This is a genomic window from Microbacterium sp. NPDC087592, from assembly GCF_044743585.1.
Classification (GTDB): Bacteria; Actinomycetota; Actinomycetes; order Actinomycetales; family Microbacteriaceae; genus Microbacterium.
The window spans coordinates 1,420,551-1,443,019 of record NZ_JBIUWT010000001.1 but is presented as its reverse complement, the minus strand read 5'-3'; the positions used below and the strand labels follow the sequence as shown (position 1 = coordinate 1,443,019).

Sequence of the window (22,469 nt, the reverse complement as noted above, 5' to 3'; positions counted from 1 at the left end):
CGTGGCGGACGCCGTCGCGCGATGATTTGCGCGAGAGCGACGGCATCCGTACTCTAATGAACGGTGTTCAGGTGAACACCGTTCAGGAAGGATGAGCGATGACCGACTCCCCCCGTGACACCAGCGCTACCCTCGGCCGGGTGGCCGTGTTCGCCGCCCTCATCATCGTGCTCGGCACGGTCGTCGTGCCGCTGCCGGGCGGGGTGCCGATCACGGGGCAGACGCTCGGTGTCATGCTCGCCGGCCTCGTGCTCGGACCGCGCGTCGCACCGTGGTCGATCGCCGTCGTGCTGGCGCTCGCCGCGGTCGGACTCCCCGTCCTTGCCGGAGGCCGCGGTGGCCTCGGCGTGTTCGTCGGACCGACCGTGGGCTACATGATCGGCTGGATCGCCGGCGTCGTGGTGATCGGACTCATCCTGCGTACCGGGCGCTTCACCTGGTGGCGTGCCGCCGTGGCCGCCCTCGTCGGCGGGGTGCTCGTCGTGTACGCGTTCGGTATCCCGGTGCAGGCGCTCGTCACCGGCGTCCCGCTCGACCTCACCGCGCTGTCGAGCCTGGCCTTCCTCCCCGGAGACCTGATCAAGGTGACCGCCGCCACCCTCGTCGTCGTCGCCCTGCGTCGCGCCTACCCGCGCGCCTTCGCCGACAGTCGTCCGGTGCGGGAACCCGTCGCCGCCTGACGCGCACGCCACGCCGACGGGAACAAGTCACCCGTGACTCGGCGTTGCTCTTGAGCGAGACTGGGCGACGGAACCGACGACCCGGGCGACGAGAGGTGCGACGCATGACCGCTGCGGAGAAGACCGACGAATACGACCTGATCGTGCTGGGCGGAGGACCCGTCGGCGAGAACGTCGCCGACCGTGCCGTGCAGGGCGGGCTCACCGCGATCATCGTGGAGAGCGAGCTCGTCGGAGGGGAGTGCTCCTACTGGGCGTGCATGCCGTCGAAGGCGCTGCTGCGTTCGGCCCAGGCCCTCCGCGCGGCGCAGCACGTGGCCGGCGCCTCTCAGGCGGTCACCGGAAAGCTCGACGTGCGAGCCGTCTTCGACCGCCGCGACTCGTTCACCAGCAACTGGTCGGATGACGGTCAGGTGAAGTGGCTCGATTCGGCCGGTATCGACCTGGCCCGCGGTCATGGTCGGCTCACGGGCGAGCGCGAGGTGACGGTGACGGATGCCGATGGCACCGAGCGCGTGCTGCGGGCCCGGCACGCGGTCGCGATCAGCACCGGATCGGATGCCGTCATCCCGCCCATCGACGGGCTCCGCGAGGCCTCCCCGTGGACGAGCCGCGAGGCGACCAGCGCCGAGGAGCTGCCGGAGAGCCTGGCCGTGATCGGCGGCGGCGTGGTGGCCGTCGAGATGGCGACCGCGTACGCCGCGCTCGGCTCGACCGTGACCGTGATCGCCCGCAGCGGACTGCTCGGCGGGATGGAGCCCTTCGCGGGCGAGCGGGTGGCCGCGGGGCTGAAGGAGCTCGGCGTCGACGTGCGCACCGGAACCGGCACCACGTCGGTCCGCCGCGGGACCGATGGCGTCACCATCACGCTCGACGGCGGCGAGGAGATCACCGCGACCGAGGTGCTCGCCGCGACAGGGCGCGCGCCGCGCAGTGGAGACATCGGCCTCGACGTCGTCGGCCTCGAACCGGGGCGCTGGATCAAGACGGACGACACGCTGCGGGTTCCCGGCTCCGACTGGCTGTACGCGGTCGGCGACGTGAACGGACGCGTGCTGCTCACGCACCAGGGCAAGTATCAGGCGCGGGCCGCCGGTGACGTGATCGTCGCCCGCGCGAAGGGTGCCGACGTCGACGATGCACCGTGGGGCCGCCACGTCGCCACCGCGGATGAGGCCGCCGTCCCGCAGGTCACGTTCTCGATCCCCGAGGTCGCCTCGGTCGGACTCACCGAGGCCGCTGCGCGCGAGGCCGGGAAAGAGGTGAAGGTCGTCGACTACGACCTGGGCTGGGTCGCCGGGGCGAGCCTCTACGAAGACGGCTTCGAGGGCCAGGCACGCCTCGTGATCGACACCGAGCGCGACGTCGTGCTCGGTGCCACGTTCGTCGGCCCCGAGGTGGCGGAGCTCGTGCACGCCGCGACGGTGGCGATCGTGGGCGAGGTTCCGATCGCCCGTCTGTGGCACGCGGTGCCGTCGTACCCGACCGTGAGCGAGATCTGGCTGCGGCTGCTGGAGGGCTACGGACGCGATTCCGCCTGATCCGCACGGCGGCAATCCGTTCGGGGAAGGGCACCGAACAGCATCCGGGATTGTTTCTCACATTGACGGCCCGCGCGCAACCCGTCGGACCGATGTCCCCACCGTCTTATACGCTCGAACCCACATCCGAGGAGGCAGGACCATGAAGGCTGTACTCGCAGGAACCGTCATCGCCGAGGCCGACGAGAGCGAGCTCGTCCGCATCGAGGGGAACTGGTACTTCCCACCCGCATCCGTCGCGCCCGGCGCGCTCGTCGAGAGCCCCACGCCGTACACCTGTCCGTGGAAGGGCGCCGCGCAGTACTACTCGGTGCAGACCGAGGGCGAGCTCCACACCGACTACGCCTGGTCGTATCCGAACCCGTATCCCTCGGCGTTCGAGCGTGTGGGCACGGACTTCTCGGGATACGTGGCCTTCGACCCCCGCGTCGAGGTCGGACCGTAGTCCCACCTGCCTTCGCATCGATCGACCGACTGGAGACCAGCCCATGATCGAGTTCCGCAACGTCACGAAGCGGTTCCCCGACGGCACCCTCGCCGTCGACGACTTCAGCCTGGTGCTGCCGTCGCGCAAGACCACCGTGTTCGTCGGTTCCTCCGGCTGCGGCAAGACCACCCTGCTCCGGATGATCAACCGGATGGTCGAGCCCACCTCCGGCGACGTCGAGATCGACGGCGAGAGTGTGCTGGTCGGCGACCCGGTCGCGCTGCGTCGGCGCATCGGCTACGTCATGCAGAACTCCGGCCTCATGCCGCACTTCACGGTCATCGACAACGTGGCCACCGTCCTGCGGCTGACCGGGGTGAAGCGAGCCGCGGCCCACAAGCGAGCGCGGGAACTGCTCGACACGGTCGGCCTCGACCAGTCGCTCGCCGAGCGCTACCCGAGCCAGCTCTCCGGTGGTCAGCAGCAGCGCGTCGGTGTGGCCCGCGGACTCGCAGCCGACCCCAACATCCTGCTCATGGACGAGCCCTTCGGTGCGGTCGACCCCATCGTGCGCGCCGACCTGCAGCAGGAGACCATCCGCCTGCAGCACGAGCTCGACAAGACGGTCGTGTTCGTCACGCACGACATCGACGAGGCGTTCCTGCTCGGTGACCAGGTCGTCATCCTCGACAAGGGCGCGCGCATCGTGCAGGTGGGCAGCCCGAGCGAGATCATCGAGAACCCGGCCGACGACTTCGTGGCGGCCTTCATCGGCGCCGATCGCGGCAAGCGGGCGCTGCACCTCAAGCAGACGCCGCGCGGCACCGTGGTGGTCGATTCCGACGGTCGCACCCAGGGCTCGATCGTCGACGTGCCGGATGCCGTGACCGACGCTCTGCTGAGCGAGGAGAGCGTGACGAAGGGCGCTCCGTGAACTGGGTCGTCGACAATCTCGGCCTCATCCTCGAGCTGACCGCGATCCACCTGCAGCAGAGCGCGATCGCGATCGTGCTCGGTTTCGTCCTGTCGCTGCCGCTCGGGTGGCTCGCCTGGCGCTATCAGCTGGTGAAGGGGCCCGTCATCGTCCTCACCGGGCTGCTCTACACGATCCCCTCGCTGGCGCTGCTGATCCTCCTGCCGTCCGTCGCGGGCTACCCCGCCCGCAGCCCCATCAACCTCATCATCGGCCTGACCATCTATGCGGTCGCGATCCTGGTTCGTGCGGTCTCCGATGGACTCGACTCGGTCGACCCCGCGATCAGGCAGTCCGCCACCGCAATGGGCTACGGCGGGTTCCGACGGTTCTGGACGGTCGACTTCCCGCTCGCGGGCCCCGTGGTCCTCGCCGGGCTCCGGGTGGCCGCCGTCAGCACCATCTCCCTCGCCACCGTCGGCATCCTGGTCGGCGTCACCAACCTCGGCTACCTGTTCGAGAACGGCCTGCAGCGCCGCATCCTCGCCGAGGTGTTCGCCGGTGTCGTCGCGGTCGTCGTGATCGCGCTCGTGATCGACCTGCTGCTCCTGCTGTTGGGCCGCGCCCTGATGCCGTGGACCCGCGCGGCGAAGACGCCGTCGGCCGCTCGTCGAGCCGTGAGCATGGGGGCAGCCGCATGAACGTGTTCACGGACGCCCTCGCCTGGCTCTTCTCCCCCGACCGGTGGGAGGGGACCTATGCGCTGCCGGTCCTGTTCGGCCAGCACATGTACTACACGCTGATCTCGGTGGTGATCGCCGCGGTCATCGCCGTTCCGATCGGCTGGCTCATCGGGCACACGGGACGCGGGCGGGAGGTCGCCGTCGCGGTCTCCGGTGCGGCGCGTGCGATCCCGTCGTTCGGACTCCTGGTGCTGCTCGTGCTGCTGCTCGGCGTGCTCCGCATCCCCGAAGCCGCGATCATCACGTTCGTCCTGCTCGCGATCCCCTCGCTCCTCGCGGGTGCCTACACGGGCCTCGAGGCCATCGACCGGCGGGTGCTCGACTCGGCGCGCTCCATGGGGATGACCGAATGGCAGGTGTTCTGGAAGGTCGAGGTGCCCCTCGGTCTGCCGCTCCTCGTCGGCGGCATCCGCTCCGCGCTCCTCCAGGTGATCGCCACCGTGACGATCGCCGCCTACGTGAACCTCGGTGGTCTCGGCTGGCCGATCATCCAGGGCATCCCCCTGCGCAAGTTCGATCAGGTGCTCGGCGGAGCGATCCTCGTCGCCGTCCTCGCGCTGGCCGTCGACCTGATCTTCGCGCTCCTCCAGCACGCCGCCGTCCCCGCGGGCGTGCGAGCCGCACCGCGGAAGCGCCGCTCGCGCACCGCCCTCAAGGCCGCGGCCGCAGCGCCCGCCTGACATCGACCCACAGCATCCATCCCGTTGTCCCAGAGAAGAGGAAGTCCCATGTTCACAGCACGAAAGTCACGACTCGCCCTCGCCGGTGGCGTCTCGCTCGCCGCGGCGCTCGTCCTCGCCGGCTGCACCAGCAGCAACCCGCTCGACGCTCCCACCGATGACGCAGGCTCCGGCGACGAGACCATCGTCATCGGCTCGCAGGCGTACTACTCGAACGAGATCATCGCCGAGATCTACTCGCAGGCGCTCGAGGGTGCCGGCTTCACGGTCGACGAGCAGTTCAACATCGGTCAGCGCGACGCGTACATGCCCGATGTCGAGTCCGGCGCGATCGACGTCTTCCCGGAGTACACCGGCAACCTGCTCGAGTACCTCGACAAGGATGCGACCGCGACCAGCCCGGACGACGTCTACGAGGCGCTCAAGGAGGCGCTGCCCGACGGTCTGACCGCGCTCGACTACGCCGAGGCTTCGGATCAGGACACGTACACCGTGCTGAAGAGCTTCGCGGACGAGAACGGTCTCACCTCGATCTCCGACCTCTCCAAGGTCACGACGCCGGTGACCATCGGCGCCGCGCCGGAGTTCGAGCAGCGCCCCTACGGCCCGGCCGCGGCCAAGGAGGTCTACGGTGTCGACCTCGGATTCTCGGCGACGGGCCCGACCACGCTCGAGTCGCTGCTCGCCGGTGAGATCCAGGTCGCCGACATCTACTCGGCAGACCCGGCGTTCCAGACGGAGGACATCGTGGCGCTCGAAGACCCGGAGAACATCATCCTGGCCTCGAACGTCGTGCCGATCGTCTCGGACGATCTGCCCGATGGGGCCGCCGACGTGATCAACGCGATCAGCGCGAAGCTCACGGCCGACGAGCTCGTCGCCCTGAACGTGCAGAGCACGGTCGACCAGAAGTCGGCATCCGACATCGCCAAGAAGTGGCTGGCGGACAACGACCTCTGAGTCGCTGAGACAGAAGCGCCCGGCCCCGTGAGGGGTCGGGCGCTTCTTCGTCTTGGGTGGTCAGATCCTGGCGTCCTGTTTCGGCACGAGCACCTGTTTGATGATGATGAGGATGGATGCCGTGACCGGCACGGCCACGAGCGCGCCGAGCAGCCCCAGCAGGGTGCCACCTGCGAGGGCGCCGATCACCACGAGCGAACCGGGGACCGAGACCGCCCGGTTCATCACGCGCGGAGTGATCACGTAGGCCTCGATCTGCATGTAGACGAGGTAGATCGCGGCGAAGACGAGCGCGGCGATCGGATTGCTGAAGAGGGCCAGGCAGGTGCCGAGGATCCAGAACAGCACGGAACCGACCAGCGGGATGAGGGTGACGCAGAACGCGATCGCCGCCATCAGGGGCGGGAACGGCAGGCCGAGGAAGAAGTAGAGCAGGAACGCCAGCGTCGCATTGCAGAACGCGAGCACGACCATGCCCATCACGTATCCGCCGACCGAGTCGGTGATCTGGTCGGTGATGTCTCCGGCGCGAGCGCGGTCGCGGGCCGGAGCGAGACGCAGCAGTCCCTGCTTCATGGTGGGGAGGGAGGCGAGGAAGTACAGCGTCAGAACGAGAACGATGATGGCGCCGGAGATGCCGGTCGCGATCGAGGCGCCGACCGCCAAGGCGCCGCCGCCGATCGTCGCCAGGTTGCCGAAGTCGGTCAGGAACGACTGCACCTCGGCCACGAGGTCCTGGAACTGGTCTCCGAACTGGGCTTCGAGCGTCGCGTAGACGTCACTGCCGGTGAAGTCCTTGATCATGCCGGGCACGGAGCGCACGAAACTCGCGATCTGATCGATCACGACCGGGAGGATCATCCACAGCACGAGTGCCACGACGACGATGAGGCTCAGGATCACGACGACGACCGACAGCACCCGTGAGACGCCCCGCCTCTCCAGGAACCGGACGGCGGGGTCGAGGCCGAGCGCGCCGAAGAGCGCGAGGGCGATGTAGATGAGCACGGTCGACAGGCTCGTGAGAGCGAGGCCGATCACGATCGCGCCGAGGCCGCCGAGTGTCACGAGGAAGCCGAACACGAAGGGGCGGTCGATGCGCGTCCAGAAGGAGCGACTCGGTGTCATCGGCTCGATCACGACCGGGCGGGCGATGGCGGGGGCGGCTGACGAGACCTCGGATGCCGGCGCGGTTCGGCGGGAAGACGCAGAAGCCGTGGTGTCGCTCGCGACCGCCGCGTCGTTCACAGCGGGACTCGGTGCGGCGCCGTCGAGGGGCGCGGAGGCGGGCGACTCTTCGTTGCTCATGTGCTCACGATAGCGGTGCGGCAGGTCGAAATCCGGGTGTTCCGCGGCTCTAGAGTAGGGGCATGACCGCCGCCGAGGACCCGAAGGCCGAACTGCTCCGACTTCGCGCCACCATCGACAACATCGACGCTGCACTGATCTTCATGCTGGCCGAGCGCTTCCGCGCGACCCAGCAGGTCGGGCACCTGAAGGCCGATCACGAGATGCCGGCGTCCGACCCGAATCGGGAGGAGCAGCAGGTCGCGCGACTGCGGGCTCTGGCCGAGGAGGCCCACCTCGATCCGGAGTTCGCGGAGAAGTGGTTCAACTTCGTCGTGGCCGAGGTGATCCGCCACCACACCGAAGCGGCCGAGGGCCGCTGAAGGAGGTGCCGGACGGGCGACGGTGTGTGCAGCACTCGCCCGTCCGGAGCTTGAGGTTCATTGACCAACTAAGTTCAATGAATAAACTTAGGGAGAGACTACGGATCGCGCCACGATCTGTCAACAGCTCGCCACCGACGGGCTCGGAAACGGGAACACATGCTCAACGCGGATGACAGCCTCGACACCCAGGCATCGGTACGACGCGCGAACCTGCGCCGTGCGCTGCAGCTCGTCTTCCGGAATCCGGGCACCCAGACGCGGGCAGGCATCGCGAGGTCGACCGGGCTGACCGCGGCCACCGCGTCGTCCCTGGTCGCCGAGCTCATCGAGGATCGACTGATCGTCGAGGGGGAGCAAGCCGCGAGCACAGGCGGCAAACGCGCGACCACCCTCAGCGTCGATGCGAGCCACCACCTGATCCTCGTCCTGGTGATCCAGCCGCTCCACGCACAGATCGCCCTCGTCGCGCTCGACGGGACGGAGCTCGAGACCCGGCGGGTGGGCTACAGCGTCGAGGAGCGCGACCGCTCGCTCGACGAGGCGCTGACCACCGTCGCCGGCGAGTTCGGCGGAAGACTGCTCGCCGCGGGGGTGCAGCTCCCGGGGACGACGGACGGTCGCTCGGTGCTGGAGAGCGTGCAGTTGAAGTGGGAGGGAGTGCCCCTCGCTGAGCGGTTCGAGCGGATTCTCGACGCGCCCGTGCTCCTCATCAACGACGTCGACGCGGAGGCGATCGCGGAAGCAGGGATGGAGGAGTCGCCCAGCGGGTACCGGCTCTTCATCCACCTCGGGGGCGGTGTCGGTGCGGCCGTGACGCTGAACGGCGAGCTCGCGCCCGGCCCCCGCGACCGCGCGGGAGAGATCGGCCACGTGCAGGTGGTGTTCGGCGATGCCGCTCGCCTCTGCCGCTGCGGTCAGCGCGGCTGCCTGGAGTCCGCGGCCGCCCTGGGCGCGATGTTGGGCGAGGACTTCTCCGACGCGATGGACGCCTCCGAGATCAGGGAGCTCGCGGCGACAGCCGACGAGGAGCAGCTCGACGAGGGTGCTCGCGCGCTCGCCAGGGCGGTCAAGCTCATCGGCGCGCTCCTCGACCCGACCGAGGTCGTGATCGGCGGACCGGCGACCGAGCTCGGACCGCGCTTCCTCGATCGGGTGCGCCGCGAGACCGAGTACCCCGCCCGCGGTACGACGCAGGTGCCGGTCCGCTACGCCGACCCGCGGGTGTCACTCGCCGCCGGTGCCGCGCAGGTCGCCCTGACCTCGGCCCTCGGCGTGCGTTGGAACCCGCAGCAGCTGCGCGCAGCATCCACCTCTGCAGCATCCACTTCCGCCGCATCCACTCCCCGCCCCTGACCGTCAGCGCGTGGCCTGAAGGAGTTCTCACGACACGAAGGTCGGAATCGAGCATCCGGTCCTTCAGAACGTGAGATCTCCTTCGGAGCGCGAGTCGCGATCCCCTTCGGAACACGCGCCGACGGGTGCTCAGCCGCCGAACTCGCCGATCAGGATCAGCGGGCTGTGATTCGTGTTGCAGGTGTCGCTGATCGGATCGATCAGGCTCGTATCGTTCAGCAGCGCTCCGGGCGTGTGGCCGTCGCCCTGCACCCAGGAGAGCAGGGCGGTGAACGGGTCGGACATGGTCGTCTCCGAGGCGCCCGCGAGCGTCTCGAGGTCCACGATCGCCGCGTCGACCCGCCGCGTCCACTCCGCCTGATCGAACGCCTGGTACTCCGTGTACCCGATGTCGGCGTTCGAGAGTGCGCTGTAGACCTCGGAGAAGGCATCGCACTCGGTCGTGATCGCCTCATCCCGGACGAACTCCGCGGTGGAGAAGTGCGGAGTCGCGGTCCAGGCGACGTCGTTGGTGACCCACACGTTGAGGGTCGGTCCCGTCTCTTCGGTGATCGGCCACACCAGCGCGGTCGTGCCGTCGCAGGTGCCGCTGAGTGTCGCCTGTCCGAGCGTCATCGGGTCACCCAACTCGACGCGGAACGGGCCGCCGCCGTCGCACGTGAAGTCGATCGTCACCGAGCGCATGCCCTCACGAAGCGGGAAGTCGACGCCGGGGAACGGCTCGGTCGGCCCAGTCCCGGAGATCTCGGGGCCGTCCACGCTCACGGAGACCATCGTCTCGCCCGTCGCCGTCGCCGTCGGCGTCGGGTCGGCCTCGGGCTCCGCCGCGGTGCATCCCGCCAGCATCACCACGAGGGCGGCGAATGCGGCGGCGGCGCCGAGCGCAGGGCGTGGATGGGGCATGGGACTCCTTCGTCGCGTCTCAGAGATTTCTATCACTGAACGGGCGTGCCCTTCGTCGACCGCGGCCTACTTGACGCTGCCCGCGGTCAGACCGCCGACCAGGCGCTTCTCGATGAGCATGAAGAGGATGACCACCGGCAGGATCGCGACGATCGAGACACCGAACACGTACTGCCAACTGGTCTCGTACTGCCCGACGAACTTGGTGAGCGCGACCGACAGTGGCTGGTTCTTGTCGGTCGACAGGATCACGAGGGAGGCCGCGAACTCGTTCCAGCAGGCGACGAACGTGAACACGATCGCGGTGACGATGCCCGGCCACACGAGCGGCAGGTTGATCTTGAACAGCACGGTGAATCGCCCCGCGCCGTCGATCTGCGCGGCCTCGTCGACCTCTTTCGGGATGCCGGCGAAGAAGGAGTGCATGATCCACACGGCGAACGACAGGTTGAAGGCGGCGTTGATGAAGATCATCGCCATCCAGGTGTCGCCGAGCCCGAGCACGGTGAACTGTCGGAACAGACCCGAGGTGAGTACGGCGGGCTGCAGCATCTGCGTGATGATCACGAGGAACAGGAACACCATGCGGCCGGGGAACTTGAACCGCGCCGTGTAGTACGCCGCCGGCAGCGACACCAGCAGCACGAGCAGCGTCGCGAACACGGCGATCACGATCGTCGAGATCAGGTTGTAGGGCAGCGGCGTCTCGGGGGTCGACCACATCGTGATGTAGTTCTCCCAGTGCCACTCCGTGGGGAGGTAGGTCGGGTCCACCGACCGGATCTGCGGCTTCGTCTTCACGGAGCCGAAGAACATGATCAGGTACGGCAGCACGAAGATCGCGAGCACAAGGAATCCGGCCGCCATGCGCAGGATCACGCGGGGGAGCGTCACCTGGTCCTCGGTGTAGCGGCGCTTGCGCCCTGGGATGCGGGGGGCGGCACCGTCGCCGGCGGTGGTCACGAGGGCAGTCTCGGTCACGGTCATGATCAGACCTCCTTCATGGGCTTGACGATCTTCACGTAGGCCGCGACGATCACGATGACGATGAGGAACGCGACCACCGAGAGGGCGCTCGCGACATCCACCTTCTTCTGCAGCTCGATGTACTTGAAGATGAGCGTCATGATCGTGTCGGCGCCGTAGCCCGGTATCGACCCGGTCATCACCTTCAGGATCGGCAGCGAGTTGAACACGTTGATGATGTTGATGAGCACCGCGACCGCCAGCGCACTGCGCAGCTGCGGGAGGATGATCGACCAGTAGGTGCGGGCCGGGCTCGCGCCGTCCATCTTCGCCGCCTCGATCGCGTCGGCCGGGACCGCCTGGAGTCCGGCGAGGATCGTGTACGTCGTGAACGGCAGCGATACGAAGATCGCGATCACGATCGACCAGGTGAAGGCCGTCGCGGGGTTCTTGGTCCAGCCGTACCCGACGGCGTCATCCGAGAGCCCGATGTCGTAGAGGAACTTGTTGAAGATCCCGAAATACGGCTCGAGGCTGTAGTAGAAGACCATCGTCGTCATGACGACGGATGCCGCCCAGGGCACGATGACGGCCATGCGCACGAGCTGGCGTCCGGGGAACGCCTTGTTGAGGATCTGCGCGAGGCCGAGCGAGATGACGACCGTGAACAGCACGACCGACACGACCCACACGATCGTGCGGAAGAAGATCGGCCAGAACTCGGCGAACGTGAAGACCGTGACGAAGTTGTCGAAGCCCACCGATCCCTTGTCGAGGCCCGACAGCGAGATGTCCCGTGTCGAGTTGAAGAACATCACCCCGGCGGGGAAGAACACCACGCCGATGATGAGGAGGAGTGCGGGTGCGATCCAGGGCAGAGCCTGGAGCAGGTCCTTTCCGCCCGGCCTGCCGCGCACGGCATCCGGGGTCTTCCGGGGGCGGGGGCGGCCGGTGGTGGCCGCCCCCGCGAGGTTCGAGGACTCTGTCTTCTGGCTCATTCGGGTACCCGAACCTCTCCGTCAGCGGGCTCAGCCCGCGTCGACCTGCGCCTGGATCTCGGTCAGCACATCCTGCGCCGGCTTCGACTGCAGCTGACCGAACAGCGACTTGAACGCACCATCGGCGGCGGACCACTTCGGGTTCGTCGACGGGTAGAACTGGGCGTCGGGCAGCACGTCGAGGAACGGCTTGAGGGCCTCCTCGCCGGCGAGCTGCTCGGCGCCGGACTTGGTGACGGGCAGGAAGCCTTCGGCCTGCACCCACGGCACGTACACGTCGGCCGAGTAGTAGTAGTCGAAGAACTTGGTGATCGCCTCCTGCTTGTCGCCGTCGTTCTCGAAGGCCATCAGCTGGTCCATGACGCCGAGCGTGAACGGCGAGCCGTCCTTGGTCGGGATCGGGACGATGGAGTAGTCCAGGTCGGGGTTGCCGTCGGCGATCTGGCCGACCGTCGGCGGGAGGCCGACCTGCATGCCGATCTTGCCCTGGATGAAGATGTCCATCAGGGGCGAGCGCTGCGTCGAACCGGGGTCGGCCTGGGTCGCACCGGCGTCGATCATCTTCTTGATCTGCTCGGCGCCGACGAGGTTCTCCGGGGTGTCGATCGTGATCTCGGACTCATCGCCGAACGATCCGCCGCCGCCCCACAGCCACACGGCCGCCTCGGCCTGAGCCTCTTCGGATCCGAGCGGCATGCCGTAGCCGGCGACGCCGCCGCCGAGAGCCGACACCTTGGTCGCGGCATCCAGTAGCGAGTCCCAGTCGGTCGGCGCCTCGACGCCGGCCTGGTCGAGCAGCGCGTTGTTGACGAACAGGGCACGGGCCGACGCGATCATCGGCAGCGCGTAGGCGGTGCCGTCGATCTCGGCGTTCTTCAGGAACGACTCCTGGAAATCGGAGAAGGTCTCCTTGGAGACGACGTCTTCCGTCGGGTAGAGCAGCTCATCGCCGACGAAGCCCGCGAAGGGTCCGCCGTTGTAGATGTCGGGAGCCTCGCCCGCCTGGATCTTGGTGGAGACGACCTTCTCGAGGTTGTCCCAGGACTGCACCTCGAGCTTGACCTTGATGTCGGGGTTGGCCTTCTCGAACCCGTCGATCACGGTCTCCCAGTTCGCCTTGGTGCCGTCGGAGTAGCTGGGGACGAGCAGGTCGAGGGTCGCTGAGCCCTCTTCGCCTCCGCCGTCTCCGGACGATCCGCCGAACCCGCACGAAGCGAGCGAGAGCGTGGCGACGGCCGCAATGGCGGCGGCGCCGAACCGCAGTGACTTCTTCATGTGTATTGCATTCCTCACTGTGAGTGTCCGTCCCTCGGCGGCAGGCCGCTTCGGGAAGGGGGTGTGGTGCACAGTCGCAAGCACATCTCACGCGACAGTGCGTGGTGACCGCTTCGCCGGGTGGCATCCGCGATCGTTCAAGCCGGGGCTCGGGGGTTCTCGGCGACGATCGGAATCGACGACGAGGCGTTGGAACTTGTCCGATTATTTGTCAGGGGAACAAACAAATCAAGGGTAAGTGGGGGTTGTCGTTGTTTTCCGCCATACTATGATTGATTCCGGCCTCAAACAATCACAAGTATGCAACGTCTCGCCAGAAAGGCACCCCGATGACTGAATCGCTTCCCGGCGCGCACATGCGCGAAGAACTCCACTCCCAGCCGCAGATGTGGGCACGGGCTGCCGACCTCACGGCCGAGCAGGGCCTGCTCCCCGCCACCGGTGCGCGGGTCGCGGTCGTCGGCTGCGGCACGTCGTGGTTCATGGCGCAGTCGTACGCCGCTCTCCGCGAGTCCTCGGGGCACGGCGAGACGGATGCGTTCGCCGCTTCCGAGGCGTTCATCGACCGGGGATACGACGCCGTCGTCGCGCTGACACGATCCGGCACGACCAGCGAGGTGCTCGAGCTCGTCGACCGCGTCAAGGGACGCATCCGCACGATCGGTGTCATCGGCGACCCGACGTCGCCGCTCGCGTCGCTCGTCGACGATGCGGTGCTGCTGCCGTTCGCGGACGAGAAGTCCGTGGTGCAGACGCGCTTCGCCACGACGGCCCTCGCCCTGTTCCGTGCCTCGCTCGGCGAAGACCTGTCCGCGGCGATCGACGATGCCGAGGCCGTGCTCGCGGAGCCCGGCGATGACGAGCTGCGTGACGCCGAGCAGTACACGTTCCTCGGACGCGGCTGGACGATCGGTCTCGCCCACGAAGCCGCTCTGAAGCTGCGTGAGTCGTCGCAGTCGTGGACCGAGGCCTACCCGTCGATGGACTACCGCCACGGTCCGATCGCCATCGCCGCTCCCGGCCGGGTGACGTGGCAGTTCGGCGAGGCTCCGGAGGGACTCGCCGGCGAGGTGACCGCGACCGGTGCCCGTTTCGAGAAGCGGGCGATCGACCCGCTCGCCGACCTCGTGCGGCTGCACCGCACGGCGCTCGACCGCGCGGTGGAGCGCGGGCTCGACCCCGATCAGCCGCGCAACCTCACGCGATCCGTCATCCTGGATGCATGACCCCACGCATGGCCGGAGCCGATGATGATCGACCCTGACGCGGCAGCGGCCGTTCCCGACGTCGAACGCGACGCGGCGGGAGAGAAGCTCTCCGACGTGCGCGGGCTCGGAGTCGGCGCGCCCGTCCTGGCATTCGACGTGGGCGGAACCGACGTCAAGTCGGCGCTGTTCGACGCCGACGGGACGGCGCTCGGGCTCCGTCGCACGCCCACGCCGATCGCCGACGGCGACCGCACGCAGGTGCTGCTCGAGCGGCTCGAGGTGCTGGCCGCCGAACTCCGTGCGGCGCATCCCGACGTCGTTCCGCAGGCGGCCGGACTCGTGGTGCCGGGGATCGTGGATGCCGAGGCCGGGGTGGGCGTCTTCGCGAGCAATCTGGGCTGGCACGACTCGCCGCTGCGCGACCTCGCCTCCGCTCGCCTGGGCCTGCCCGTGGCCTTCGATCACGATGTGCGGGCGGCGAGCTGGGCGGAGCGTCGCCTCGGCGGTGCCCGCGATTACGCCGATGCCGTCGTGCTCGTGATCGGCACGGGCATCGCCGGCGCCCTGCTCGTGGGCGGTGTGCCGTACACCGCCGGTGGCTACGCGGGCGAGATCGGGCACTCTCCCATCGCGGACGGGCCGATCTGTCCCTGCGGCGCGCGCGGCTGCTTGGAGGCCGTGGCCTCCGCCGGGGCCATCGCGCGGCGCTACCGGGAGGCGACCGGCGTCGCACCCGACGGGGCCAAGGACGTGATCGCCCGCGCGGCTGCCGGCGACGAGGTCGCCGCAGAGATCTGGAACTCGGCGCTCGACGCCCTCACGATGTCGCTCGCGCAGCTCACCGCGGTCGTCGCGCCGCAGGCCGTCGTTATCGGCGGAGGTCTCTCGCGGGCCGGTGGGGCGCTCTTCGACGAACTGCGAAGGCGCCTCGCGGACCGGCTCAGCTTCCACCGCATCCCCGTGCTCGTCCCCGCCGAACTCTCCGGCAACGCCGGCCTGCTCGGTGCCGCCCTGCGCGCGAGGGAGCTCACGTGATCCTCACCGTCACCCCCAACCCCGCGCTCGACCTCACCTGGCACATCGATCGGCTCGTCGAGGGCGATACGCACCGGGCGGATGCCGGAGTCGCGCGCGCCGGCGGCAAGGGGCTCAACGTCGCCCGTGTGGCGTACTCCGAAGGAGCGGACGCCCTCGCGGTCACCACGACGGGCGGCCGCGTCGGCGAGGATTTCGCCGCCGAGCTCCGTGCCAGCGGAGTGCCGCACGCCCTCGTGCCGGTGGCCGCCGACACGCGGCGAAGCATCGCCGTGGTCGACGAGACCGCCGGCGCCACGACGGTCATCAACGAGCGCGGGATCAACCCGACCGACAGCGAGTGGGCCGATCTCCTCGCCGAGGTCGTCGAACGGCTGCCGACTGCGAGGGTTCTCGTCGTCTCGGGCAGTGTGCCCCCGGGCGCCCCGGAGTCGCTGGTCCCGATGCTCATCGCGGTGGGGAAGGACGCCGGAATCCCGGTCATCGCCGACACCTCGGGTCCTGCGCTCCTGCGCGCGGCGGATGCCGGTGCCGACGTGCTGAAGCCCAATGCGGCCGAACTCGTCGACGCCACCGGCATCACCGACCCCGTCGAGGGTGCCCGTTCGCTGATCGCCCGCGGCGTCGGGCTCGTGCTGCTCTCGCTGGGCGCCGACGGCATGCTCGCCGTCACCGCCTCCGACCTCGTGCACGCGCGACTCGACGAACCTCTTGCCGGCAACCCGACCGGTGCCGGAGATGCCGGGGTGGCCGCGTGCGCCGTGCTGTACGCGGAGGGCGAGCGCGACCCCGAGCAGATCCTCCGCCGCGCCACGGCCTGGTCCGCTGCCGCGGTGCTCGCCCCGCTCGCCGGGGACATCTCCCCGCGCTGGCGCGAGCTCGAACAGCAGCTGCGCGTCTCGCATCCCGACCCTGAATCGTTCCGGAAGGACCCTTCGTGACCCTCGTCTCCGCTCGCGACCTCGTCTCCGCCGCATCCGCCGCCGGCACGGGGATCGGCGCGTTCAACGTGATCCACCTCGAGACCGCCGAGGGGCTCGTGCGTGCCGCAGCTCTCGCCGAGTTGCCCGTGATCCTGCAGATCTCGCAGAACTGCGCCGACTATCACGGCGGGCTCGAGCCGATCGCTCTGGCCACTCTCGCGGTCGCCCGACGCGCGCAGACGCCGGTCGCCGTGCACCTCGATCACGCCGAACGGCCCGAGCTGGTCGACGAGGCCATCGCGCTGGGCTTCGGGTCGGTCATGTTCGACGGCGGCGCGCTGCCCTACGCCGACAACGTGGCGCTCACGGCATCCGTCGCGGCCCGGGCGCACGCGGCCGGGGTCTACGTCGAGGGTGAGCTGGGCGAGGTGGGCGGCAAGAACGGTGCACACGCGCCGGGTGTGCGCACCGATCCCGACGAGGCCCGGCAGTTCGTCGCGGCGACGGGAGTCGATGCGCTCGCAGTGGCGGTGGGTTCCTCCCACGCGATGACCGACCGCACGGCGTCGCTCGACCTCGACCTGATCGCGCGGCTGCGAGCGGTGCTGCCCGTTCCGCTCGTCCTGCACGGATCCTCGGGGGTGGCGGATGCCGTGATCGCGGACGCCGTCCGCGCCGGGATGACCAAGATCAACGTCTCCACGCACCTCAACGGCTTCTTCACCCGGGCGGTGCGCGAGAAGCTCGACGCGGATGAGCGGCTGGTCGACTCGCGCAAGTACCTCGCGCCTGCCCGCGATGCGCTCGCCGTCGAGGCTGCCCGCATGCTCCGGCTGTTCGCGCTGCAGGGGGCCTGATGAAGCGGGCGGCGCGCCTGAACGCGATCCTCGACCTGCTGGCGGCGAGCGGCGAGGTCACGGTGGAAGACCTGGTGGAGCAGTTCGGAGCCTCGTCGGCCACGACCCGCCGTGACCTGGATACCCTCGCCGAGCAGCGGCTGCTCACCCGCACGCACGGTGGCGCCGTGGCACAGGCCGTCGCCTACGAGCTGCCCATCCGCTACAAGAGCCACCTGCGCACGCAGGAGAAGGACAGCATCGCGCAGACCGCGGCGGGCCTCGTCGCCCCCGGCATGGTGGTCGGGCTGTCCGGCGGCACGACGACCACCGCGATCGCGGCGGCACTCGCCGCCCGAGACGACCTGTCCGGGAACGGCGGCATCACCGTCGTCACCAATGCCGTGAACATCGCCGCACAGCTCGCCACGCGGCCCGACATCAAGGTCGTCGTCACCGGTGGCGTCATCCACTCCCGCAGCTACGAGCTCGTCGGTCCGTTCGTCGAACAGCTGCTGCGCGGGGTGCGGCTCGACATCGCCTTCATCGGCGTGAACGGGATGGATGCCGCCGCGGGTGCCACCACGCAGGATGAGCGCGAGGCCGCCGTCAACCGCATGATGGCGGAGCGTGCCCGGCGCGCGGTCGTGGTCACCGACGGCAGCAAGCTCGGGGTCGAGGCGTTCTCGGCGGTCGGCGGCGTCGAGCTCTTCCCGACCGTGATCACGGATGCGGGAGCGGATGCGGAGGCGCTCGCCGCATTGCGCGCCGCCGGCTATGCGGTGCTCGTCGCCTGATCCGGGATGTTCGGCGACTGGGCCCTCAGCGCACAGCCTGAAGGAGTTCTCGCGTTCTGAAGGACCGATTCGCGCATCCAGTCCTTCAGAACGCGAGAACTCCTTCGAGAGCGGTGCAGTGCCGTGCGGACAGACGTGAGCCCGGACACCCCAAGGGCCCCGACGTCCCCAGATCGTCGAGGCCCTATGAGGGCGCCGCGGCTGTATGCCGCGACACCCCCGAGCAGATGGTGTCCGTGTCGTACTCACGCTCCCCAGCGCGCTTGATATCCCCAGATCCGACTGCGCCTCCCTCGCGCCTCAACCCTTCGAGGCCCTTCGCATGGCACCTTCCGAAGAACAGGAGCGTGCGGCACCGGTTCTGATACGCCGAATGGAGAAAAAGATCAGAATCCGTCTCCGTGGCACTGGAACGGGGCGCTGAGACCGGTGTCGACGGTGGCTCGGGCGAGCGCCGCCGAGGGTGTCGCCCCCTCGGACAGGCCGACATGCACGGCACTCAGCAGCTCGGCCGCCACTTCGTCGGGCACGGCGACGGGGGCGGCGATCACGCAGTCCGCGCCCGCGTGCAGCCACACCCGCGTCATCCCGAGCGCCTCCTCGCCCCAGCGCACCGAGGAACGCCCGAGTTCGCAGGCCGAGAGGATCACGGTCGTGGGGACGCGCGGAATCAGGTCGACGTCGTAGCCGAAGAGGATGCCGTCGGCGAGCTCGAAACCCGAGAACAGGGGGTTGTCCACCGCATGTCTGCCGTGCGCCGCGATGTGCAGCACGTCGCTGTCTGACGCGAGTCGGGTGGCCGCCGCCACCGTCGCCTCGCCGCCCTCGAGGATCCGCGTCGCCACACCCCCGCCGTCCCAGGTGTCCGCGGCTCGCCGCACCTCCTCGCCGGCGCGGGGGACGCGCGGGCCCGCGGCGAACCCGATCGTCGACGGGCGTCTGCCGACGACGGCCGCGCCGCCCCGCAGTCGCGACACCGACGTCGCGAGCGTGAAGGGGAGCCCGGTCATCCCCGGCAGCATCGCCCACGGCACCCCGCCGAGTGCTCCGGGCACCGTGATCGCCAGACGGCGTGCCGACGGCGCCGCCGAGAGCAGCGGCGCGAGCAGCTCGGCATCCAGCAGCGCCAACCGCGCGGAGAGGGCGCGCGCGGTCACGGCACCCATCAGCCCGCCGCGGGTCATCGCGGCCATGTCGAGGTCGGCGCGCAGACCGTCGAGCGCGGATCGCACACGAGGCCAGGACAGGTCGACGACCGTAGCCCCCGACGACGTCACCGCGATGGCGTGCAGCGCGGAACCGGTGAAGATGTACGACAGGACGGCGGTGTCGGGATCGAGCAGCGCCGTCGCCTCGGCGAGGCCCAGCCGCTCGCGGGTGCCGCCCGCCCCTGTCGCGGCCCACTGCCGCTCCCGCACCCGGTCGCGAAGGACGCGCACGCGAGCGTCCGTGGTCCAGTCGGCGCCGGCGAGCTCGGCGCGCAGCATCCGCAGTTCCGCCAGATCCACGGCCAGCGAGTCGTCGCGCGGAGGCCGCACCGGAGCGACCTGCTGGCTGAGGTGACGGGCGCGCTCCGACCACTCGAACATCGTCGCAGGATCGTGCAGGCGCGCGGCGGCGGAGAGGCCGGCATACATCAGGTCGGCGCCGTGCATGGCGACCGAGGCCTGCAGGTCGAGGGCACCGAACGACTGCTGCCAGGTGGTGAGCAGGTCGAGGCCATCGGCGGCGGCTCGCAGCGCATCCCGGTCGCGCCCTCGTGCGGCCGCGCGCGCGGCTCTCACCTCGTGGGCGCGGAGGCGGAGCGGTGTCGGGGCGCTGTCGTCGAGCCGCGGGAGGCGCCCAGCCCCGTCGCGTCGTGCGCTCAGGCGGAGGCCGGTCGCCTCGGTCCGGAATCCCGCATGGTCGAGGGCTCTGGCGGTGCGGGCGAAGGCGGGCGCGTCGACGGGGCGGTCCGGCTTCGCACGCTGCCGCGCTTCGAGCCGCACCGCTTCGGCGCGGGCCGCCCATCCGTGGTTCCCGAGAGCGGTGAAGCGCCGTGTCGCCGTGCGGGCGGTGCGCTCGGCGGCAGCCGGATCGTGGCGCAGCAGCGAGCGTGCGAGGTGGAACTCGGCTTCCCCCCTGGCCTGCTGCATCCGCTGCGCGCCGAACTCCGCGGCGACCCGACCCAGCAGGGTCTCCGCCTCTGTGGTCAGGCCGGCGTCGCGAAGAACCTCCGCGCGGTCGAGGTCGCTGATCGCGGCGGCCAGGTCGCTGATCGCGGCGAGCGTCGGACGGGAGCGGGTCATGAGGGTGAGTGCGCTGACGAGGTCTCCGCCGAGCAGCGCCGCGTAGCCGAGGTTGTGCCGCGCCTCGGCGAGCGGCTCCTGGTCGTCGTTCGCCTCGTACACGGCCACCGCGCGCCGCAGGTCTTCCATGCAGGTGTCGAGCTCGCGCTGCTGCATGCGCACGACCGAGCGGTTCATCAGGCAGTTCGCGAGCTCGGTGGTCTCGTCGCCGATCGCGGTGAACGTGTCGATGGCACGGCTGAGTTCGACCTCGGCCGCCGCCAGCGTGCCGGCGTGCATGAGGAGCACACCGAGCTGGCCGCTGAGCACGGCGATCGTCTCGGCGCGCAGCCCGGAGCGGCGGAGGGCGTCGCGACACAGCTGCTCGGCGGCCGCGGGCTGCCCGGTCTGCGCGAGCACGTAGGCGGTCGTGCCGTCGATGCGGGCGCGCAGGTCGGGATCGTCGGTGCGGGCGGATGCCGTGTCGAGCGCGCGCCGCGCCTGCGTGAACCGTCTCGCGTTCGCCGCCTCGACTCCGCGCCGGTGCAGCTCGTTGGCGGACAGGGGCATCCGTCCAGAATGCCCTGCCCCGCGTCCGTGCGGAAGAGCGCGGATGCAGGCCGAACACCAAGTCGGACCGCCCGTATCGGTGCGGACGGTCCGGCTCGGGGGTGGTCAGGTCGGGTCGACGGGTGTCGGCAGGGACTTCAGGACGGCGGCGACGGCCTTCTTCGCGGCCTTCGGGGCCACCCCGCCGACCGGCACGGTGCCGAGCTGCGCGGCGATGCGTCCGGCGACGTAGGGGGCCGCGAACGACGTGCCGCTCCAGATCGCGAATCCGCCTCGATAGTCGTCGGGGTCGATCGTCTCCCGGCGGAGGCCGTCGACGTCTGCGCGAGTCGCCGCCTGAGAGCCTCCGACGAAGGCGGGCGAGGTGCTCACCACGGCGGCGCCCGGGGCGTAGGTCTGCACCCACGGGCCGACGTTCGAGAAGAGGGCGACCGACTGCGCCGAGGGGTTGAGCGCCCCGACCGACACGAGCGGGGTGCCGTCGTCGTGCGGGATGCCGTTGTCCGAGTCCGGCCACGGCCACAGCGATGCCGGGAACGAGGGCCGATCGATGGCGTCGTTGCCCGCCGAGCACACGACCACGCAGCCGAGCTCGCGGGCCTTGGCCAGCAGCTGGTGCAGCGTGAGGCTGAACATCTTGTCGACCGGAGTCTCGTGGTAGTAGCTCAGGGACAGGTTCAGCACGTCGATCGGGAAGCCCGTCGTCGGGTCCTCGCGGTGCCGGATCAGCAGCGTGACGACCTGCGCGAGCGTGTCGAGCAGGGTGCTCTCGTCGACCACGCCCAGTGCGCCCGCCACGCGGATGGAGAGGATGTCGGCATCCGGAGCCGCCTGTCGCACGAGCCCCGCGATGAACGTGCCGTGGCCGGCGACCGCGTCGATCGCGCCGTCGAGCTGTCCGTACAGGTCGGGGTAGCGTTCCGGGTCGGCGTCGTCCGTCAGGCCCACGGGCACGCCGTCGAGGTCGACATGCCGGGTGACGATGTCGTCGGGAAGCCAGGCGTGCTCGCCGCATCCCGTGTCGAGCACCGCGACGACGGGTCGCCGCCCGCGCTTCGGCGCCGGTGCGCGCACGGGAGCCGGGCCCAGCCAGGTCACCGGCTGTCGTGCGCCCCTCCCGGGCTCGAGGTAGTCGTCGCTGCCCGCGGCGCCCTCACCGCGCACCGGGTTGGTCCGGGTGAACGGGTTGGTCCGCGTGAAGGGATTGGTCCGGGTGAACGGGTTGAGCCCGACCGGATCGATGGACAGCACGTGGTCCAGGCTCGTGCGCGGCATGGGCGAGTGCGACATGCGCCGGGCACGCTGGAGCACCCGCCAGGCGTCGGGCGAGAACGGGGCCTCGCCGCCCACCGGCTCGACGGGGGTCGTCAACAGCAGGCGCTGGAACCCGGCGACGCCCGGAACCAGCTCGCCGTCGCCGATCCGTCGCGCTCCGCGCTCTTCCTCGAGCTGCCACCCGAAGGTGTCCGCCGCATCGCGCAGCGTCCGTACCTCCTGGTCGTAGGCTTCCTCGTCGCCGAGCGTTCGGGTGATCAGCAGTCGCTCCGGCAGGTAGGCGGTCGGAAAGGCGCGGATGCCGTCCACCGGCTCCGTGCTCGGATCGAGGGCCGTTCCCCGGCGGATCGATCCCTCCGCGCGGTCCTGCCAGGTCCATCCCTTGGGCTGCTCCATCGTCATCCTCTCGGTGCGGGTCGCCCCGCGGCTTCATCGACGGGCGGTGC

The 22,469-nt window shown here is 69.8% G+C and carries 21 protein-coding genes; 14 read left to right on the top strand and 7 right to left on the bottom strand.

Going from position 1 to position 22,469, the window contains the following annotated elements; translation table 11 throughout:
• The first annotated feature begins 98 nt into the window (after positions 1 to 98).
• The 7 genes from ACIOTO_RS06815 (at position 99) to ACIOTO_RS06785 (ending at position 5,944) form a co-directional block, all read left to right on the top strand.
• Positions 99 to 680, top strand: coding sequence for a biotin transporter BioY (locus tag ACIOTO_RS06815; protein WP_029263234.1), 582 nt, complete (start codon positions 99 to 101; stop codon positions 678 to 680).
• A 104-nt stretch (positions 681 to 784) separates the two neighbouring features.
• Positions 785 to 2,221 (top strand): dihydrolipoyl dehydrogenase family protein, encoded by a 1,437-nt coding sequence (locus ACIOTO_RS06810; RefSeq protein ID WP_400857164.1) that lies wholly within the window; start codon positions 785 to 787, stop codon positions 2,219 to 2,221.
• A 142-nt stretch (positions 2,222 to 2,363) separates the two neighbouring features.
• A complete protein-coding gene (locus tag ACIOTO_RS06805; RefSeq protein WP_029263232.1) occupies positions 2,364 to 2,666 on the top strand; it encodes a DUF427 domain-containing protein in 303 nt (100 codons plus the stop codon).
• A 43-nt stretch (positions 2,667 to 2,709) separates the two neighbouring features.
• Positions 2,710 to 3,582: an ABC transporter ATP-binding protein gene (locus tag ACIOTO_RS06800; protein ID WP_400857163.1), complete on the top strand. Its 873-nt coding sequence runs from the start codon at positions 2,710 to 2,712 to the stop codon at positions 3,580 to 3,582.
• Positions 3,579 to 4,262: an ABC transporter permease gene (locus ACIOTO_RS06795; RefSeq protein WP_029263230.1), complete on the top strand. Its 684-nt coding sequence runs from the start codon at positions 3,579 to 3,581 to the stop codon at positions 4,260 to 4,262. Before ACIOTO_RS06800 ends, ACIOTO_RS06795 begins: the two co-directional genes overlap by 4 nt.
• The gene (locus tag ACIOTO_RS06790; protein WP_029263229.1) at positions 4,259 to 4,984 is read left to right on the top strand and encodes an ABC transporter permease; all 726 of its coding nucleotides are present in this window, start codon (positions 4,259 to 4,261) and stop codon (positions 4,982 to 4,984) included. Before ACIOTO_RS06795 ends, ACIOTO_RS06790 begins: the two co-directional genes overlap by 4 nt.
• Positions 4,985 to 5,032: 48 nt before the next feature.
• Positions 5,033 to 5,944 carry an ABC transporter substrate-binding protein gene (locus tag ACIOTO_RS06785; protein ID WP_105711405.1) on the top strand — a complete coding sequence of 304 codons (912 nt, stop codon included), beginning with the start codon at positions 5,033 to 5,035 and terminating at the stop codon, positions 5,942 to 5,944.
• A 60-nt stretch (positions 5,945 to 6,004) separates the two neighbouring features.
• On the opposite strand, the gene ACIOTO_RS06780 is transcribed toward ACIOTO_RS06785, so the two are convergent.
• Positions 6,005 to 7,252, bottom strand: a complete 1,248-nt coding sequence (locus ACIOTO_RS06780; protein WP_400857162.1) for an AI-2E family transporter — start codon at positions 7,250 to 7,252, stop codon at positions 6,005 to 6,007.
• A 62-nt stretch (positions 7,253 to 7,314) separates the two neighbouring features.
• Between ACIOTO_RS06780 and ACIOTO_RS06775 the strand changes: the two genes are divergently transcribed.
• The gene (locus ACIOTO_RS06775) at positions 7,315 to 7,614 is read left to right on the top strand and encodes a chorismate mutase (protein ID WP_029263226.1); all 300 of its coding nucleotides are present in this window, start codon (positions 7,315 to 7,317) and stop codon (positions 7,612 to 7,614) included.
• A 159-nt stretch (positions 7,615 to 7,773) separates the two neighbouring features.
• Positions 7,774 to 8,970, top strand: coding sequence for an ROK family protein (locus ACIOTO_RS06770; protein WP_400857161.1), 1,197 nt, complete (start codon positions 7,774 to 7,776; stop codon positions 8,968 to 8,970).
• A gap of 129 nt (positions 8,971 to 9,099) precedes the next feature.
• On the opposite strand, the gene ACIOTO_RS06765 is transcribed toward ACIOTO_RS06770, so the two are convergent.
• The 4 genes from ACIOTO_RS06765 to ACIOTO_RS06750 form a co-directional block, all read right to left on the bottom strand.
• Complete coding sequence (locus ACIOTO_RS06765) at positions 9,100 to 9,873, bottom strand: hypothetical protein (protein WP_400857160.1); 774 nt, start codon at positions 9,871 to 9,873, stop codon at positions 9,100 to 9,102.
• Between the two features lie 66 nt (positions 9,874 to 9,939).
• Positions 9,940 to 10,860 carry a carbohydrate ABC transporter permease gene (locus ACIOTO_RS06760; protein WP_181156371.1) on the bottom strand — a complete coding sequence of 307 codons (921 nt, stop codon included), beginning with the start codon at positions 10,858 to 10,860 and terminating at the stop codon, positions 9,940 to 9,942.
• A gap of 2 nt (positions 10,861 to 10,862) precedes the next feature.
• Positions 10,863 to 11,837, bottom strand: coding sequence for a carbohydrate ABC transporter permease (locus ACIOTO_RS06755; RefSeq protein ID WP_181156372.1), 975 nt, complete (start codon positions 11,835 to 11,837; stop codon positions 10,863 to 10,865).
• A gap of 30 nt (positions 11,838 to 11,867) precedes the next feature.
• Positions 11,868 to 13,112, bottom strand: a complete 1,245-nt coding sequence (locus ACIOTO_RS06750) for an extracellular solute-binding protein (protein WP_400857159.1) — start codon at positions 13,110 to 13,112, stop codon at positions 11,868 to 11,870.
• Positions 13,113 to 13,441: 329 nt separating this feature from the next.
• Between ACIOTO_RS06750 and ACIOTO_RS06745 the strand changes: the two genes are divergently transcribed.
• The 5 genes from ACIOTO_RS06745 to ACIOTO_RS06725 are packed head-to-tail and all read left to right on the top strand — an operon-like array spanning position 13,442 to position 17,911.
• Positions 13,442 to 14,338: an SIS domain-containing protein gene (locus ACIOTO_RS06745; RefSeq protein ID WP_400857158.1), complete on the top strand. Its 897-nt coding sequence runs from the start codon at positions 13,442 to 13,444 to the stop codon at positions 14,336 to 14,338.
• Between the two features lie 24 nt (positions 14,339 to 14,362).
• Positions 14,363 to 15,355: an ROK family protein gene (locus tag ACIOTO_RS06740; protein ID WP_400857157.1), complete on the top strand. Its 993-nt coding sequence runs from the start codon at positions 14,363 to 14,365 to the stop codon at positions 15,353 to 15,355.
• On the top strand, positions 15,352 to 16,296 hold the full coding sequence (locus ACIOTO_RS06735) for a 1-phosphofructokinase family hexose kinase (protein ID WP_400857156.1): 945 nt from the start codon (positions 15,352 to 15,354) through the stop codon (positions 16,294 to 16,296). Before ACIOTO_RS06740 ends, ACIOTO_RS06735 begins: the two co-directional genes overlap by 4 nt.
• Positions 16,293 to 17,135: a ketose-bisphosphate aldolase gene (locus tag ACIOTO_RS06730; protein WP_400857155.1), complete on the top strand. Its 843-nt coding sequence runs from the start codon at positions 16,293 to 16,295 to the stop codon at positions 17,133 to 17,135. Before ACIOTO_RS06735 ends, ACIOTO_RS06730 begins: the two co-directional genes overlap by 4 nt.
• Positions 17,135 to 17,911, top strand: coding sequence for a DeoR/GlpR family DNA-binding transcription regulator (locus ACIOTO_RS06725; protein ID WP_400857154.1), 777 nt, complete (start codon positions 17,135 to 17,137; stop codon positions 17,909 to 17,911). The genes ACIOTO_RS06730 and ACIOTO_RS06725 overlap by 1 nt, the downstream gene beginning before the upstream one ends.
• Before the next feature lie 386 nt (positions 17,912 to 18,297).
• Here the strand turns inward: ACIOTO_RS06725 and ACIOTO_RS06720 are convergent, their stop codons facing one another.
• Together ACIOTO_RS06720 and ACIOTO_RS06715 are read right to left on the bottom strand one after the other, a co-directional pair.
• Positions 18,298 to 20,748 (bottom strand): CHAT domain-containing protein, encoded by a 2,451-nt coding sequence (locus ACIOTO_RS06720; protein WP_400857153.1) that lies wholly within the window; start codon positions 20,746 to 20,748, stop codon positions 18,298 to 18,300.
• Positions 20,749 to 20,853: 105 nt separating this feature from the next.
• The gene (locus ACIOTO_RS06715) at positions 20,854 to 22,419 is read right to left on the bottom strand and encodes a S8 family peptidase (protein ID WP_400857152.1); all 1,566 of its coding nucleotides are present in this window, start codon (positions 22,417 to 22,419) and stop codon (positions 20,854 to 20,856) included.
• Between the last annotated feature and the right edge of the window lie 50 nt (positions 22,420 to 22,469).